Annotated in this window: 14 protein-coding genes; 3 read left to right on the top strand and 11 right to left on the bottom strand. The window is 41.8% G+C overall.

Annotated features, from left to right (window positions below):
- Positions 1-307 precede the first annotated feature (307 nt).
- Both A6J31_RS01995 and parE read right to left on the bottom strand, forming a co-directional pair.
- Entirely contained in the window at positions 308-856 is a 549-nt protein-coding gene (locus tag A6J31_RS01995; protein ID WP_013990940.1) for a hypothetical protein, read from the bottom strand.
- A gap of 155 nt (positions 857-1,011) precedes the next feature.
- Positions 1,012-2,961, bottom strand: coding sequence for a DNA topoisomerase IV subunit B (gene parE, locus A6J31_RS01990; RefSeq protein ID WP_080610351.1), 1,950 nt, complete (start codon positions 2,959-2,961; stop codon positions 1,012-1,014).
- Positions 2,962-3,098: 137 nt separating this feature from the next.
- On the opposite strand from parE, the gene plsY reads away from it, so the two are divergent.
- Positions 3,099-3,740 (top strand): glycerol-3-phosphate 1-O-acyltransferase PlsY, encoded by a 642-nt coding sequence (plsY, locus tag A6J31_RS01985; RefSeq protein ID WP_013990943.1) that lies wholly within the window; start codon positions 3,099-3,101, stop codon positions 3,738-3,740.
- 117 nt (positions 3,741-3,857) lie between these two features.
- Here the strand turns inward: plsY and A6J31_RS01980 are convergent, their stop codons facing one another.
- The 9 genes from A6J31_RS01980 to A6J31_RS01940 form a co-directional block, all read right to left on the bottom strand.
- Positions 3,858-4,235, bottom strand: a complete 378-nt coding sequence (locus A6J31_RS01980) for a helix-hairpin-helix domain-containing protein (protein ID WP_002885939.1) — start codon at positions 4,233-4,235, stop codon at positions 3,858-3,860.
- A gap of 74 nt (positions 4,236-4,309) precedes the next feature.
- Positions 4,310-4,564 (bottom strand): DUF1912 family protein, encoded by a 255-nt coding sequence (locus A6J31_RS01975; protein WP_002886199.1) that lies wholly within the window; start codon positions 4,562-4,564, stop codon positions 4,310-4,312.
- Positions 4,565-4,676: 112 nt separating this feature from the next.
- Positions 4,677-5,627, bottom strand: a complete 951-nt coding sequence (gene mmuM, locus A6J31_RS01970; protein ID WP_002885890.1) for a homocysteine S-methyltransferase — start codon at positions 5,625-5,627, stop codon at positions 4,677-4,679.
- Positions 5,628-5,638: 11 nt separating this feature from the next.
- Positions 5,639-7,015 (bottom strand): amino acid permease, encoded by a 1,377-nt coding sequence (locus tag A6J31_RS01965; RefSeq protein ID WP_080610350.1) that lies wholly within the window; start codon positions 7,013-7,015, stop codon positions 5,639-5,641.
- 129 nt (positions 7,016-7,144) lie between these two features.
- Positions 7,145-7,744, bottom strand: a complete 600-nt coding sequence (gene yihA / locus A6J31_RS01960) for a ribosome biogenesis GTP-binding protein YihA/YsxC (protein ID WP_002885996.1) — start codon at positions 7,742-7,744, stop codon at positions 7,145-7,147.
- 9 nt (positions 7,745-7,753) lie between these two features.
- Complete coding sequence (gene clpX, locus A6J31_RS01955) at positions 7,754-8,980, bottom strand: ATP-dependent Clp protease ATP-binding subunit ClpX (protein ID WP_002890340.1); 1,227 nt, start codon at positions 8,978-8,980, stop codon at positions 7,754-7,756.
- 17 nt (positions 8,981-8,997) lie between these two features.
- Positions 8,998-9,168 (bottom strand): hypothetical protein, encoded by a 171-nt coding sequence (locus A6J31_RS01950; protein WP_002886174.1) that lies wholly within the window; start codon positions 9,166-9,168, stop codon positions 8,998-9,000.
- Positions 9,169-9,172: 4 nt separating this feature from the next.
- Positions 9,173-9,676 carry a dihydrofolate reductase gene (locus A6J31_RS01945; protein ID WP_080610349.1) on the bottom strand — a complete coding sequence of 168 codons (504 nt, stop codon included), beginning with the start codon at positions 9,674-9,676 and terminating at the stop codon, positions 9,173-9,175.
- 107 nt (positions 9,677-9,783) lie between these two features.
- A complete protein-coding gene (locus A6J31_RS01940) occupies positions 9,784-10,644 on the bottom strand; it encodes a thymidylate synthase (RefSeq protein WP_013990946.1) in 861 nt (286 codons plus the stop codon).
- Positions 10,645-11,114: 470 nt separating this feature from the next.
- Between A6J31_RS01940 and A6J31_RS01935 the strand changes: the two genes are divergently transcribed.
- Positions 11,115-12,281 carry a hydroxymethylglutaryl-CoA synthase gene (locus A6J31_RS01935; RefSeq protein WP_038675548.1) on the top strand — a complete coding sequence of 389 codons (1,167 nt, stop codon included), beginning with the start codon at positions 11,115-11,117 and terminating at the stop codon, positions 12,279-12,281.
- A 1-nt stretch (position 12,282) separates the two neighbouring features.
- On the top strand, positions 12,283-13,554 hold the full coding sequence (locus A6J31_RS01930; RefSeq protein WP_013990948.1) for a hydroxymethylglutaryl-CoA reductase, degradative: 1,272 nt from the start codon (positions 12,283-12,285) through the stop codon (positions 13,552-13,554).
- Positions 13,555-13,590 lie beyond the last annotated feature (36 nt).

The raw sequence follows: 13,590 nt of genomic DNA, 5'->3' as shown, positions 1-13,590 counted from the left end.
TATACGAAACAATCTATAATGATAGATACTTTTTAAAAGTGATGTGATACTACAAGCAACACTTAGGGGAGAAAAAACATAGACATGATAGAAAGCCAATAATAAACCCGAGTAGGTTCTATCTGAGAATGGATTATCTATCAAAGATAGAAGGAAGGTTACCACTACTAGTATAGGCAGGGTTAAAAAGCGTGTTTTTATTGGTCTCTTTTTATAAACGCTTAAATAAGCTATTGCTCCCCCACAAACAGGAAAGACTACTTGAGAATAGTGAAGTAAAAAACTTAATACCTTAGATAACATAGGTCTACCTCACATTGTCTTTTCCTGACTCAACCATATAATCTTTATTTTTTTCGTTTTCCTTTCTCCCTATTATAGTTTGAGCAATACCACTTGCCGCTAGGAGGATAAAAATAAGGTACATGGATGAATTTGGGAGAAATTCCAAAGCCCCTTGTAAGAAAAGTAGGTTGAGGAAAGCCAGTAATGTGGCGAAAAAACTATTAATCGCTAATAAGATTGAATAATTGGTTTGAAAGCGTGTTAAATGTAGAAGACTCTTTATAAAAGCTATTAGTGAGAATGGTACATAAAACACTGAAAAGACCATCAGGTAGTAAAAAACAAATAATAAGCCTGAGAATGGACTTCCCAAATAATAATAGAGGGGGTTATCCAGCACGAAGATTATGAGGGAGACTATAGATAAGAGAAAAAGGATCAAAAAGCGTGTTTTTATAGGACGTATACCATAAAAAATTAAGTATATAGCAGAAACAATAACCATAAGAATAATAGCAGGAACAGCTACATCTGCATGGTAAGCTAGGTAATCCATAACATTAAAATCCATTTTTCTACCTCCATTGATTTCTAGTCAATGACACTGCAAATAGTTAATAAACGATGTAGAAAATAATCAACTTGTTTCTTTATAAGCCCAAGTTTCTATTGATTGTAAACGCTCTCCCTAGTTCTATCTTATTACATTCCCTTCTGGCCTGCAACCTAAAATGCGCCACTTTCTTCCAAGGTAAATTTAACGTTATCTTCGATCCATTGACGGCGTGGTGCTGCCTTATCTCCCATAAGAACGGAGACACGACGTTCGGCACGCGCTAGGTCGTCAATAGTCACTCGGATAAGGGTTCTTGTCTCTGGATCCATGGTTGTTTCCCAAAGCTGGTCAGCATTCATCTCACCAAGCCCCTTGTAACGTTGAAGAATAGCTCCACGACCAAATTTTTGACGAAGTTCCTCAAGTTCCCCATCCGTCCAAGCATATTCAACAACTTCCTTCTTGCCTTTTCCTTTAGACATCTTGTAAAGAGGAGGCAGAGCAATATAAACGTGTCCCGCTTCAACCAGTGGACGCATATAACGATAGAAGAAAGTGAGCAATAAGGTCTGAATGTGAGCCCCATCGGTATCGGCATCGGTCATGATGATAATCTTGTCGTAGTTGATATCGTCAAGGTTAAAATCAGCTCCAACACCTGCACCAATAGTGTAAATCATGGTATTGATTTCTTCATTTTTGAGAATATCAGCCATTTTAGCTTTCTCAGTGTTTAGGACCTTACCTCGAAGAGGCAGGATAGCCTGGAATTTACGATCACGACCTTGTTTGGCTGATCCACCGGCAGAATCCCCTTCGACCAGATAAAGTTCATTTTTCTTAGCATTTTTAGACTGAGCTGGCGTCAGTTTCCCTGATAAGAGCCCCTTGTCTTTTTTATTTTTCTTACCATTTCGACTAGCATCACGCGCTTTTCTAGCAGCCTCACGGGCATCACGGGCCTTGATAGCCTTACGCACCAAGTTAGAAGCTAAGTCCCCATTTTCCATAAGGAAGTAAGTCAGATGCTCTGAAACAATACTATCAACAATCGGACGAGCTAAAGGAGAGCCAAGTTTGTCCTTGGTTTGTCCTTCAAACTGAAGGTGTTCTTCAGGAACCAAAAGCGAAATAACTGCTGATAAACCTTCACGGTAATCTGAGCCTTCGAGGTTCTTATCCTTTTCTTTGAGAAGACCCGTCTTACGCGCATAATCGTTAAGAGCCTTGGTAATGGCAGACTTGAAGCCTGTTTCGTGGGCCCCTCCATCCTTAGTACGGACATTATTGACAAAGGAAAGGATATTGTCAGAGTAACCGTCATTATACTGAAGGGCTAATTCCAAGTGAAATTCTTGCTGATCTCCATCAATATAGATAACTGGTGTCAACGTTTCCTTGTCCTCATTCAGGTATGACACGAAGTCTTGAACCCCATTTTCATAGTGGAATTCTTCACGAACTTCTTCTTCGCCACGCAAGTCAGTCAATGTCATAGTGACATTCTTAAGAAGGAAGGCTGATTCTTTGAGACGCTCTGAGATAGTGTTAAATTTAAAGTCAGTTGTTGAAAAGATGCTCGCATCAGGCATAAAGGTAACTTTTGTACCTGTCTTAGACTTAGGCGCTTTACCAATCTTTTCAAGCCCTGTTACAGGGTGACCACCATTTTCAAATCGTTGGCGATAAACACTACCGTCACGGGTAATTTCTACCTCAAGCCAACTAGACAGCGCATTAACAACTGAGGAACCCACACCGTGAAGACCTCCAGAAGTCTTATAACCACCCTGTCCAAATTTACCACCCGCGTGGAGAACGGTGAAAATAACTTCAACTGTTGGTTTACCCATGGCATGCATACCTGTCGGCATCCCACGTCCAGAGTCAGAAACAGAAACAGAACCATCCTTATTTAGGGTGACAGCGATAACATCACCAAAACCAGAAAGAGCTTCATCGACCGCATTGTCGACAATCTCCCAAACGAGGTGGTGAAGTCCTGTTCCATCTGTTGAGCCAATGTACATTCCAGGGCGCTTGCGAACCGCATCCAACCCTTCTAGTACCTGAATGGCATCATCATTATAATTATTTACATTAATTTCTTTTTTAGCCAAGAGTGACCTCCAAAATTTTCATCCTTATTATTTTATAAGTTTTCAGAAGAATTTGCAAAAGAAATCAAGAAAGTTCAAAAGATATCTTAAGGCTGACTGACTTTGTCAATTACTAGGCTGTATGCTATAATTATCTCATGAAAATCTTATTGTTAATCCTAATCGCCTACTTGCTAGGTTCCATTCAGACCGGCCTCTGGATTGGGAAACTTTTCTTCCATACCAATCTTCGTGAGCATGGCTCTGGAAATACTGGAACAACCAATACCTTTCGTGTTCTAGGTAAGACTGCTGGTACCATTACCTTCTTGGTGGATATGTTCAAGGGTACCTTGGCTGTTCTTCTTCCTATCTGGCTTGGTGTTACAGAGGTTTCACCTCTAGTCATTGGTTTCTTTGCCATTATCGGACATGTTTTTCCAATCTTTGCTGGATTTAAAGGTGGGAAGGCCGTTGCGACAAGTGCTGGGGTGCTTCTTGGTTTCGCCCCACTCTACTGTGTCTTCCTACTCTTGGTCTTTGCCCTAACACTCTATCTAACTAGCATGATCTCATTTTCTAGTGTCACTGCTGCAATTGTTGGACTGATTACCTTGGCTGTGTTTCCAGCCATCCACTTCTTGCTAGATGGCTATGACCTTATTTTCACTGGGGTCCTTACCATCATGGCTTTGATTATTATCTTCCGCCACACTGAAAATATGGGGCGAATCCGTAGGCATCAAGAAAACTTGGTACCTTTTGGACTTAATTTAACCAAACAAAATCCAAATAAATAATACAGATCTATCAACCACTAGCAAAAAGCTAGTGGTTTTCTTGTTCTCCTAATCAAACAATGCTTTCCAAGTCAAAGAATAAAGATCCGAAGTCTACACCTCGGATCTTTTTTAGGCTTAAGCTTTAAAGCTGACACCATTTTCTTTCAATTTTTTAACTGTCGCAGGTCCTACACCTTTGAGGGCAAGAACTTCTTCTTCAGTCACAGTAGCAAAAGCCTCTGCTGAAGTCAAACCTTCATTGTAAAGAGTCTCTACAAGGTTTGAACGAAGACCTTCAACTTCTGGAAGTTCTGCAAAAGCTTCAAGACTAAGGTCTTTAGCTGCTACTTCTTCCTTAGCAACTGTCTTAGTTTCAGCAACAGGTTGTGGTGCTACTGGTGGCACTGGTGGAACAGGCGCAACTGGTGGAACAGGGGCTTTAACATTATTGAAAAGTCCTTGTTTTTTCAAACGGTGTTTAAAAGCTTTCTTTTTATTTTTTACTTTAGCCATGTTTAGTATTCTCCTATTTTAATCGGCGACACCTTTCCATAAAGTACTGTCGCCATTTTCTTTTTCATCCTCTATTAATAGTGACGTTCCCCGAACAAGCCATCTGGCATATCATGGAAACCTTTGCCAGCACGATAGTTGGCAAACTTACCAATTAGGAAATTGTAAGCATCCAATTTGGCTTCATAACGGTAACTTGCATCACGTGCACGCTCATCGCCATCTTCTTCCCAGATTTTCTTGCTAGCGGCCAAGGCCGTTTCGTTTACTTTAACTTGGGTAACAACCCAGGCTTCGAAGTCTTTTAGAAATTCTTGTTCGTAGGTCATATTTTCCTCTTCATTTTAAAAACCAGCTTAACGCTGGCTTCATTTTCTACTAATAGTGTGTAGAGCTCATAGCCTTACAGTCTCCTATTATAACAAATAATTAGAAATTTGACTAGGTTCTAAACTCTGCATATAAGGCTTTAATGTCATTTGGACGTGTGCGGCAGCAACCACCTAAAATCTTAACTCCAAACTGATCATGCCAATCCTTGCTGTGTTCCACTAAGGTCAGAGCATCCTTGTCCTTAGGTTTCCAAGTCTGCGTACTACCATCATAAACCTCACCTGAGTTGGGGTAAGTAATGAGAGCTTTTCCAGCATTTTTAAGAATAGTAAGAGCCTGATTATATAGCAGAGGCGAACTACAGTTGATTCCTAGAGCCAAGATTTGGTCTGACTGGGAAACAAGCTGGGTAATCTCATCTAAAGAAGTCCCATCACTGATAGTTCCTGGTTCTTGGACTGTAAAACTGATATAAGCTTCTGCTTCTGGAAATTCTTCAGCCAGAAGTTCAATCAAAGCTTGTGCTTCCAGATGATTAGGAATGGTTTCCAAAGCCAATAAATCGACACCCTGATCTAGGAGAATTTGAATGCGAGGGCGATGAAACTCCTTAAGTTCCTTGATAGTTATCCGACCATAATCACCAGTGTACTCAGAACCATTGGCCAAATAGGCTGCGTAAGGACCGACATCACCAGAAATCAATGGATAAGGACGCTTAGCTTTCTCACTGTCATCCAAAGTTGCCCAGACCTTATCGCGTGCATTCTTTGCCAACTGAACTGTCAAGGCAATAATCTGCTCCGCTTCTTTCTCAGTAAGTCCAGCGTCTATCAAGCCTGGTAAGGTTGCCTGATAAGACGATGTGGTAATCAAATCAGACCCAGCAGCTACATAGGTTTCATGGATTTTTTGAATAACTTCTGGCTTGTCAAGCAGGTACTTGGCTGACCAGAGTTTCCCAGAAATATCATAACCCAAGCTCTCCATCTCTGTTCCCAGAGCCCCATGAAGAATGAGGGGAGATTTATTCTCTAAATAGTCTTTAAATATTGCCATGCAAGGCCTCCTTACCATTTCTTAAAACGAAGGTAGTGATAGAGGTAGCAGAAAATCATAAAAGGAATACCAAAATAAAGTCCTGCCCGTTGTGAACTATCCCAAGCAATACCAAGAACAGAAATGGCCAACAGAATGATTGTGATATAAGGTAGGATTGGATTAAAAGGCGTCTTGTAATCCAACTCATCATCAGAATGTTCTAAATTCCACTGTTTACGGAAGTTGATTTGTGCCATAGGAATAGAGAGCCAGACAACAACAACTGCAAAACCAGCGATTGATACCAAAGCTAGGTAAACTGTATCTGCTGCATAGATACTTGAAAAGAGCGATAAAACTGCTCCTGCCATAGAAATCAAAAGAGCTGTCATTGGAACACCATGCTTATTAATTTTCACTAGCTTTTTATTGAGCATCCCCTCATTGGCCAAAGACCACAGCATACGACTTGACGCATAAAGTCCAGAATTTCCAGCAGAAAGGATAGCTGTCAAGATAACAAAGTTCATGATGTCCGCCGCAAATGGAATTCCCATCTTATCAAAGACATCAACGAAAGGTGCTGAAGAGACTCCTGCTTCTTTCATTGGAAGTAGCGAAGCTAATACAACAATCGTCAGTACAAAGAAGATTACCAAACGACCAATAGTTGTTTTAATCGCCCGAGGAACTGCCTCTTTAGGGTTGTCCGTTTCACCAGCCGCTATACCGATTAACTCTGTTCCTGAAAAGGCATAGTTAACAGCCAACATAACTGACACAATGGCAATACCGCCATTTGGAAAGAGACCATTGGCTGTCAAGTGCTTGAACATAATGGCCTCATGGTGCCCATCAAAACTCACCAACCCAAACATAGCCCCTAGCCCCAGAATAATGAAAACCAGGATAGCAATGACTTTTATTGACGAGAAGAAGGATTCCGCTTCCGCAAATGACCTCACACTCAGAGCATTAATCCCAAAAATCACCAAGGCAAAGAAGGCCGCAAAAATCCAAGCCGGAACCGATGGAAACCAACGTTGCATCAACATGGCAGCACCGAGAAATTCTGTTCCCAAGGCTACCGTCCAACAAATCCAATAAAGCCAAGCTACCGTAAAGCCGGTTCCCGGACTGATAAATTTAGTAGCATAGGTGTGAAAGGATCCCGTTACCGGCATGGCAACAGCTAACTCACCTAATGAAAGCATGACCAAGTAAACAACAATAGCTCCCACAAGATAAGATAGGATAGCTCCAAGGGGTCCAGCTTGTGCAATCGTATAGCCTGAACTCAAGAAAAGACCAGTACCAATGACACCACCCAGCGATAGCATAAAGAGGTGTCGAGAAGTCATCTTCCGTTGGAACTGACCCTCATTTTCATAATTATGGTTTTCCATAGATTCCTCCAATATATGTGATAAAACAAGCTTATCACAATATCATTTCCTTGGATAATAAGTGAAAACTATCAAAGAGATAGTTAAAGACTATCACAAGAAAAAAACTCGGATTTCTCCGAGCTTTTCTTACAATTCTGCCAAAATCGTATCCCATGCTTCATCATAACCGTCACGTGTGACAGATGAAAAGACGATGAAATGGTCATTTTTATCAAAATTGAGTTTTTTCTTAATGATAGATTCGTGCTTGTTCCATTTTCCGCGAGGAATCTTGTCAGCCTTAGTCGCCACAACGATAACTGGAATTTCATAGTACTTAAGAAATTCATACATTTGAATATCGTCTTGAGTTGGTTCATGTCGGAGGTCCACCAAGCTAACCACCACACGAAGATTGTCTCGAGTCACGAGATACTCCTCAATCATTTTGCCCCATTTGGCACGTTCTTTTTTGGACACACGGGCATAACCGTAACCTGGCACATCCACAAAACGAAGCTTATCGTCAATATTGTAGAAATTAAGCAACTGGGTTTTTCCTGGTTTCCCAGAAGTACGTGCGAGGTTTTTACGACCGAGAAGTGTATTGATAAAACTTGATTTACCAACATTCGAGCGTCCTGCTAGGGCAACCTCAGGAAGGTCATCTTGGGGATAGTGACTCTTATTTGCTGCACTGAGCAAAATCTCAGCATTGTGCGTATTTAGGACTTGTTCTTCAGCCATAGGTCCTCCTTACGCTGTTTCCAAAACTGGAGCAGCTGTACCGTCAACGGCTTCTTTGGTAATACGAACCTTAGTCACATCTTCCTGGCTAGGAATTTCAAACATGACATCCATCATGACTTCTTCAATGATAGAGCGAAGCCCACGTGCACCAGTCTTACGTTCGATTGCCTTACTTGCAATAGCTTCAAGAGCATCTTGGTCAAACTCAAGTTCAACTCCATCATAAGACAAGAGGGTTTGATACTGTTTAACCAAGGCATTTCTAGGCTCTGTCAAGATACGAACCAAGTCGTCCACCGTTAACTGTTCCAGGGCAGCAAGGACTGGCAAACGTCCGATAAACTCAGGGATAAGACCGAATTTTTGAATATCTTCAGCCACAATTTCCTGCATGTATGATGAGTCATCATCAATAGCCTTATTATTTTGACCAAAACCAATGATTTTCTCACCAAGACGTTGCTTAACGATATCTTCGATACCATCAAAAGCACCACCCACGATAAAGAGAATATTCTTCGTATCAATTTGAATCATCTCTTGGTTAGGGTGTTTACGGCCACCTTGAGGTGGAACGCTAGCTACTGTTCCTTCGATAATCTTCAAGAGGGCTTGTTGAACCCCTTCACCAGAAACGTCACGAGTGATTGATACGTTTTCACCTTTTTTAGCAATCTTATCAATCTCGTCGACATAGATGATCCCACGTTCCGCACGTTCAATATTGAAGTCTGCCGCTTGAATCAGTTTGAGGAGGATATTTTCCACGTCCTCACCCACATAACCTGCCTCTGTCAATGATGTCGCATCCGCAATCGCGAAAGGAACATTCAAGCTACGAGCCAAGGTCTGAGCCAAGAAAGTCTTCCCTGAACCAGTTGGTCCAATCATGAGAATATTTGATTTTTGCAAATCCACATCATTGTCTTCACGACTTTCTGTGAAGTTGATACGTTTATAGTGGTTGTAAACAGCTACCGCCAAGGCACGTTTAGCACGGTCTTGCCCCACGACATAGTTGTTCAAAATATCCAAAAGTTCTTTTGGCTTTGGTGTTTCAGCCAAGTCAGCCAAAACTTCTTCTGCCATTTCCTCACGAATGATTTCTTGTGACAAGGCCACACATTCGTTACAGATAAAGACGCCATTCCCAGCGATAATTTTCTTTACTTCTTCTTGGTTTTTGCCACAAAATGAACAATAAACCATTTCTTCATTACGATTTCCAGCCATTTATTCCTCACTCTTTTCTAAAATAGGGTGCCATAGAAGGCGTGAATAGTATTGACAAGGTTGGTAAAAGCATTTAAAAAGAGAAAAACTGCTAACCCATAACGTTTCTTGCGAAAGGCAGGAATGGCAGAGAGCACACAAAGTACTCCCAATAATGCAGTAAATAACCCAAAAACACTACGTTGCATGAACCTAGTCTCCTTCTTTTTCATAGCGACTTATGCTAAAGTCGTAGGCATTTTTATCATCCTTGGCCACACGTTCGTGTGATACCACTTTAAATGCCGTCATATCTAGTTGTGGAAAATACGTATCTCCCTCTAAATCAGCCTCAATAGTTGTCTTGATGAATGCATCATAATGCCCATCAAAAGCCTTGTAGACACCAGCACCACCAGCAATATAGAGATCCTTATCTTGCTGTTCAAACCAAGCTAGGGCTTCCTCAACACTCGTAACGGTCGTTACACCCTCACAGTCGAAGTCCTTGTCTCGTGTCAAAATCAAGGTTTCACGTCCTAGTAGACAACGACGGTTCATGCCATCAAAGGTCACACGCCCCATGAGAATTGCTGAGCCCATGGTCGTTTTCTTGAAATGTGCCAGTTCAGCAGGCAAATGCCAAGGCATGGTGTGATTCTTCCCAATAACATGGTTATGAGCTTCCGCCCAAATAGCAATGAGTTGTTTAGACACAGTATTTCCTTTTCTTTTTAAGTTTACAATCCATTCTAACAAAAAAAGAGAAAAAGAGCTTGGAAAAACTTTGCCAGCTCTTTAAGGGCTTAAACCATAAGCATTTATTAAATTGCTAAGTCAAATTTGAGTTGAGGCTTAACAGGATCATAGTCAACCAATTCGAAATCTTCTGGTTTGATATTGAAGAAATTAGTTCCATCAGGAACGTTGAGGACCAAACGTGGTTGGCAATCAGATGGCTGACGTTTGAGAAGTTCCTCGGCTTGCTCAAATTGATTGTCATAGATATGGAGGTTGTTGATGAAATAAAAGAATTTACCAACTTTCCAACCAAAGTGCTTGGCAATCATCATCTGAAGAGCCACATACTGCATGGCATTAATATGATGAGCCACCAGCATATCGTTAGAACGTTGCGTCAAAGTGGCGTCCAAATAAATGTCCTCTCCCACACGGCGAACGTCAAACATAGTTTGGAAGGCACAAGGCTGAAGTCCTGCTGTCGCCTCGAAGGCCTCGTAATCCCAAAGGGAAATGACATTGCGACGGTTCCACGGATTAGCCTCCAACTGTGCCAGCAAACGGTTAATGATATCGTGCTTCTTAACAACCGCTCCATAACGCTGACCAATCGAACGCTTGTCCCCATTATTGGCAGGCACGCCTTCAACTTCCCAGTCATTCCAATAGTGGACATTGTATTTGTCTTCAAGGACATCTAGGCTGTTTGTCTGGTCTTGATAAATCCAAAACACTTCTTTGATGGCAGATTTGATAGCGATAGGACGAAGAGTGGTAATTGGAAACTCTCCCTTGCTCAAGTCATATTCTGCAAAAGCTCCAGTGATGTATTTGGAGTTGGCTGTGGTGCCATCCTTGTATTTAGGACGTGCTTGCTCCGACCAAACGCCTTCTTCCATGATTTTAGTGATATTTTCTTTAAAAATAGTGTCTGCTTTTGTCATGATTTTCCTCTTTATTCTATTGAAAACAAAGTATTTTTTGAGACTTCCCTTAAGTGATTACGGACGTCTGCGAACTTCTTCGAAGTTCCAAGACTAATTTTTGAGCCTATGGTCTCAAAAATTCCGAGTGTCTGTAAACAAAACACTTTATTTACAGACACTTATCTCACAGCGGAAAGTCTCACTTAACGCTCGCAATGATTTCAATATATAACAACAATTTTACTTTTCTAACATAGCTAAAAAACAAGTAGATTACCATTTCAATTTTACCTTATTCTGGTGTAAATGAGAAATATAAGCTATGGAATAGCAAATGTAAGTCGTGTAAAATCCCCTAGTTCCTATCAAAAAATGAGATATAACTAACTATCAAAGTTTTTTCAAGGCGAAAGCGCTCTTTTATGGTAAAATCACTATAGATTAGTATCTTCTGGATACTCTACAATGAAGAAAAAAGGAAACATCATATGTCTATTGGAATTGATAAGATTGGTTTTGCGACCAGTCAATATGTTCTAAACATGGCTGATCTCGCTCTTGCCCGTGGGGCGGAGCCTGAAAAATTCAGCAAGGGGCTGATGCTTGATGCAACCAGTATTACGCCGATTACAGAAGATATCGTGACGCTTGCCTCTGATGCGGCGGCTGATATTTTAAATGACGACGACAAAAATGCTATCGATATGGTCATCGTAGCTACTGAGTCTTCCATTGACCAGTCTAAGGCTGCTGCTGTCTATGTCCACAGTCTTTTAGGTATTCAGCCTTTTGCTCGTTCTTTTGAAATGAAGGAAGCTTGTTACGCTGCAACTGCTGGACTTAACTATGCTAAGTTGCATGTGGCAACTCACCCAGATAGCAAAGTTCTGGTTATCGCTAGTGATATTGCCCGCTATGGTGTCGGATCTTCTGGGGAGTCAACTCAGGGAGCTGGTGCTGTAGCTATGCTAGTCAGTCAGAATCCACGTATTTTGGAACTTGCTGATGATAATGTGGCACAAACTCGTGATGTCATGGACTTCTGGCGTCCAAACTACAGTTCAACGCCTTATGTTCAAGGCATCTATTCAACCAAACAGTACCTTGACAGTTTGAAGACAACTTGGGTAGCTTATCAAGAACGCCATCAGGCTAACTTTGCTGATTTTGCTGCTTTTTGTCTCCATCTTCCTTATCCTAAGCTAGCTCTTAAGGGACTTAATAAGATTATTCCAAAAGATTTGAATCCAGAGAACAAAGAGCGTCTGACAAATAACTTCGATGCTTCAATTACCTATAGTCGTCAAATTGGGAATATCTATACAGGGTCACTCTATCTTGGACTTCTTTCTTTGCTTGAACAGTCGCAAGACCTTAAAGCCGGAGATAAGATTGGCTTCTTCTCTTACGGTTCTGGAGCTGTCTCTGAAATTTTCTCAGGACGTCTGGTTGAAGGTTACAAAGACCTGCTTCGTTCGGACCGCCTAGATACCTTTGCCAAACGTCAACAATTAAGCGTTGCTGATTATGAAAAACTTTTCTATGAGGAGGCGCAGTTGGATGACACTGGTTCTACTCAATTCGCTGATTACCAAACCGGAGCTTTCCGTTTAGCTGAAATCTCTGAACACCAACGTATCTATAAAGGACATTAATATGACTAAACTCTCTTGGACTGGTTTTTCCAAGAAGACACCGCAAGAACGTAAAGAGCATTTGAAAACGAATGCTCTTTTGTCTCAGGAAAATCAAGATCTTCTGGATAAGGACCAACAACTCACCCTTGAAACAGCCAATCAGATGGCTGAAAATGTCATTGGTCGATTCACACTCCCCTTTGCCATTTGCCCAGATGTATTGGTAGATGGTGTGACCTATCAGGTTCCCATGGTTACCGAGGAACCCTCAGTTGTGGCTGCTGCTTCCTACGCTAGCAAGCTCATTAAGCGTTCTGGTGGTTTCACGACTACAATCCATGACCGTCAAATGATTGGCCAAGTTGCCCTCTTTGACGTTCCTGATAAGGATAATGCTTCAAGCAAAATTCAAGCAGCCAGTCAGGACCTTATAGAGATTGCCAAAGAGGCTCACCCTTCTATTGTTAAGCGTGGGGGTGGCCCTCGCAAGCTCTGGACTGAGACTAAAGGAGACTTCCTCATTGTCTATCTAGCCGTTGATACCCAAGAAGCCATGGGAGCCAATATGGTCAACACCATGATGGAAGCCCTGGTGCCAGAATTAGAAAACCTGTCAGAAGGTCAAAGCCTCATGGCTATTCTCTCAAATCTAGCCACTGAAAGTCTTGTGACAGCGACTTGTCGTCTTAGCACACGCTTCCTCAGTCGTAATAAGGAAGAGGCACATGACCTGGCTAAGAAAATGGAGATGGCCAGCCAACTGGCTCAGGTGGACCCCTACCGAGCAGCTACCCATAATAAGGGAATTTTCAATGGTATCGATGCCCTAGTTATCGCGACCGGAAACGATTGGCGAGCAGTTGAGGCCGGTAGCCATGCCTATGCAAGCAAGGATGGTAGCTACCGAGGTCTGTCCACATGGACTTATAATCAGGAATCTAAGGAACTAGTTGGAGAATTATCCCTCCCCATGCCAATCGCAACCCGTGGCGGTTCTATCGGACTTAACCCTAGTGCTTCTATCGCCCATGATTTGCTTAATCATCCAGATGCCAAAACCCTAGCCAGTATCATCGTCTCTCTTGGTTTGGCACAAAATTTGGCTGCTCTGAAAGCTCTGACTTCAACAGGAATACAAGCAGGACATATGAAACTCCAAGCCAAATCCCTGGCTTTGTTAGCTGGGGCCAGTCCTGAAGAAATGCCTCAAGTTTTGGCTGAACTTCTCAAGGCCAAACATATGAACCAAGAAACTGCACAAGCAATTTTGGAGAAACTCAGAACCCCATAAAAAGAGAATATGAAGCAATAAAATATCACTCTGCCT

This window comes from Streptococcus sp. FDAARGOS_192, assembly GCF_002073815.2.
GTDB classification, from domain to species: Bacteria; Bacillota; Bacilli; order Lactobacillales; family Streptococcaceae; genus Streptococcus; species Streptococcus salivarius_H.
Note: the sequence above shows the minus strand (reverse complement) of the source record. Positions and strands in the feature narration are given on the sequence as shown.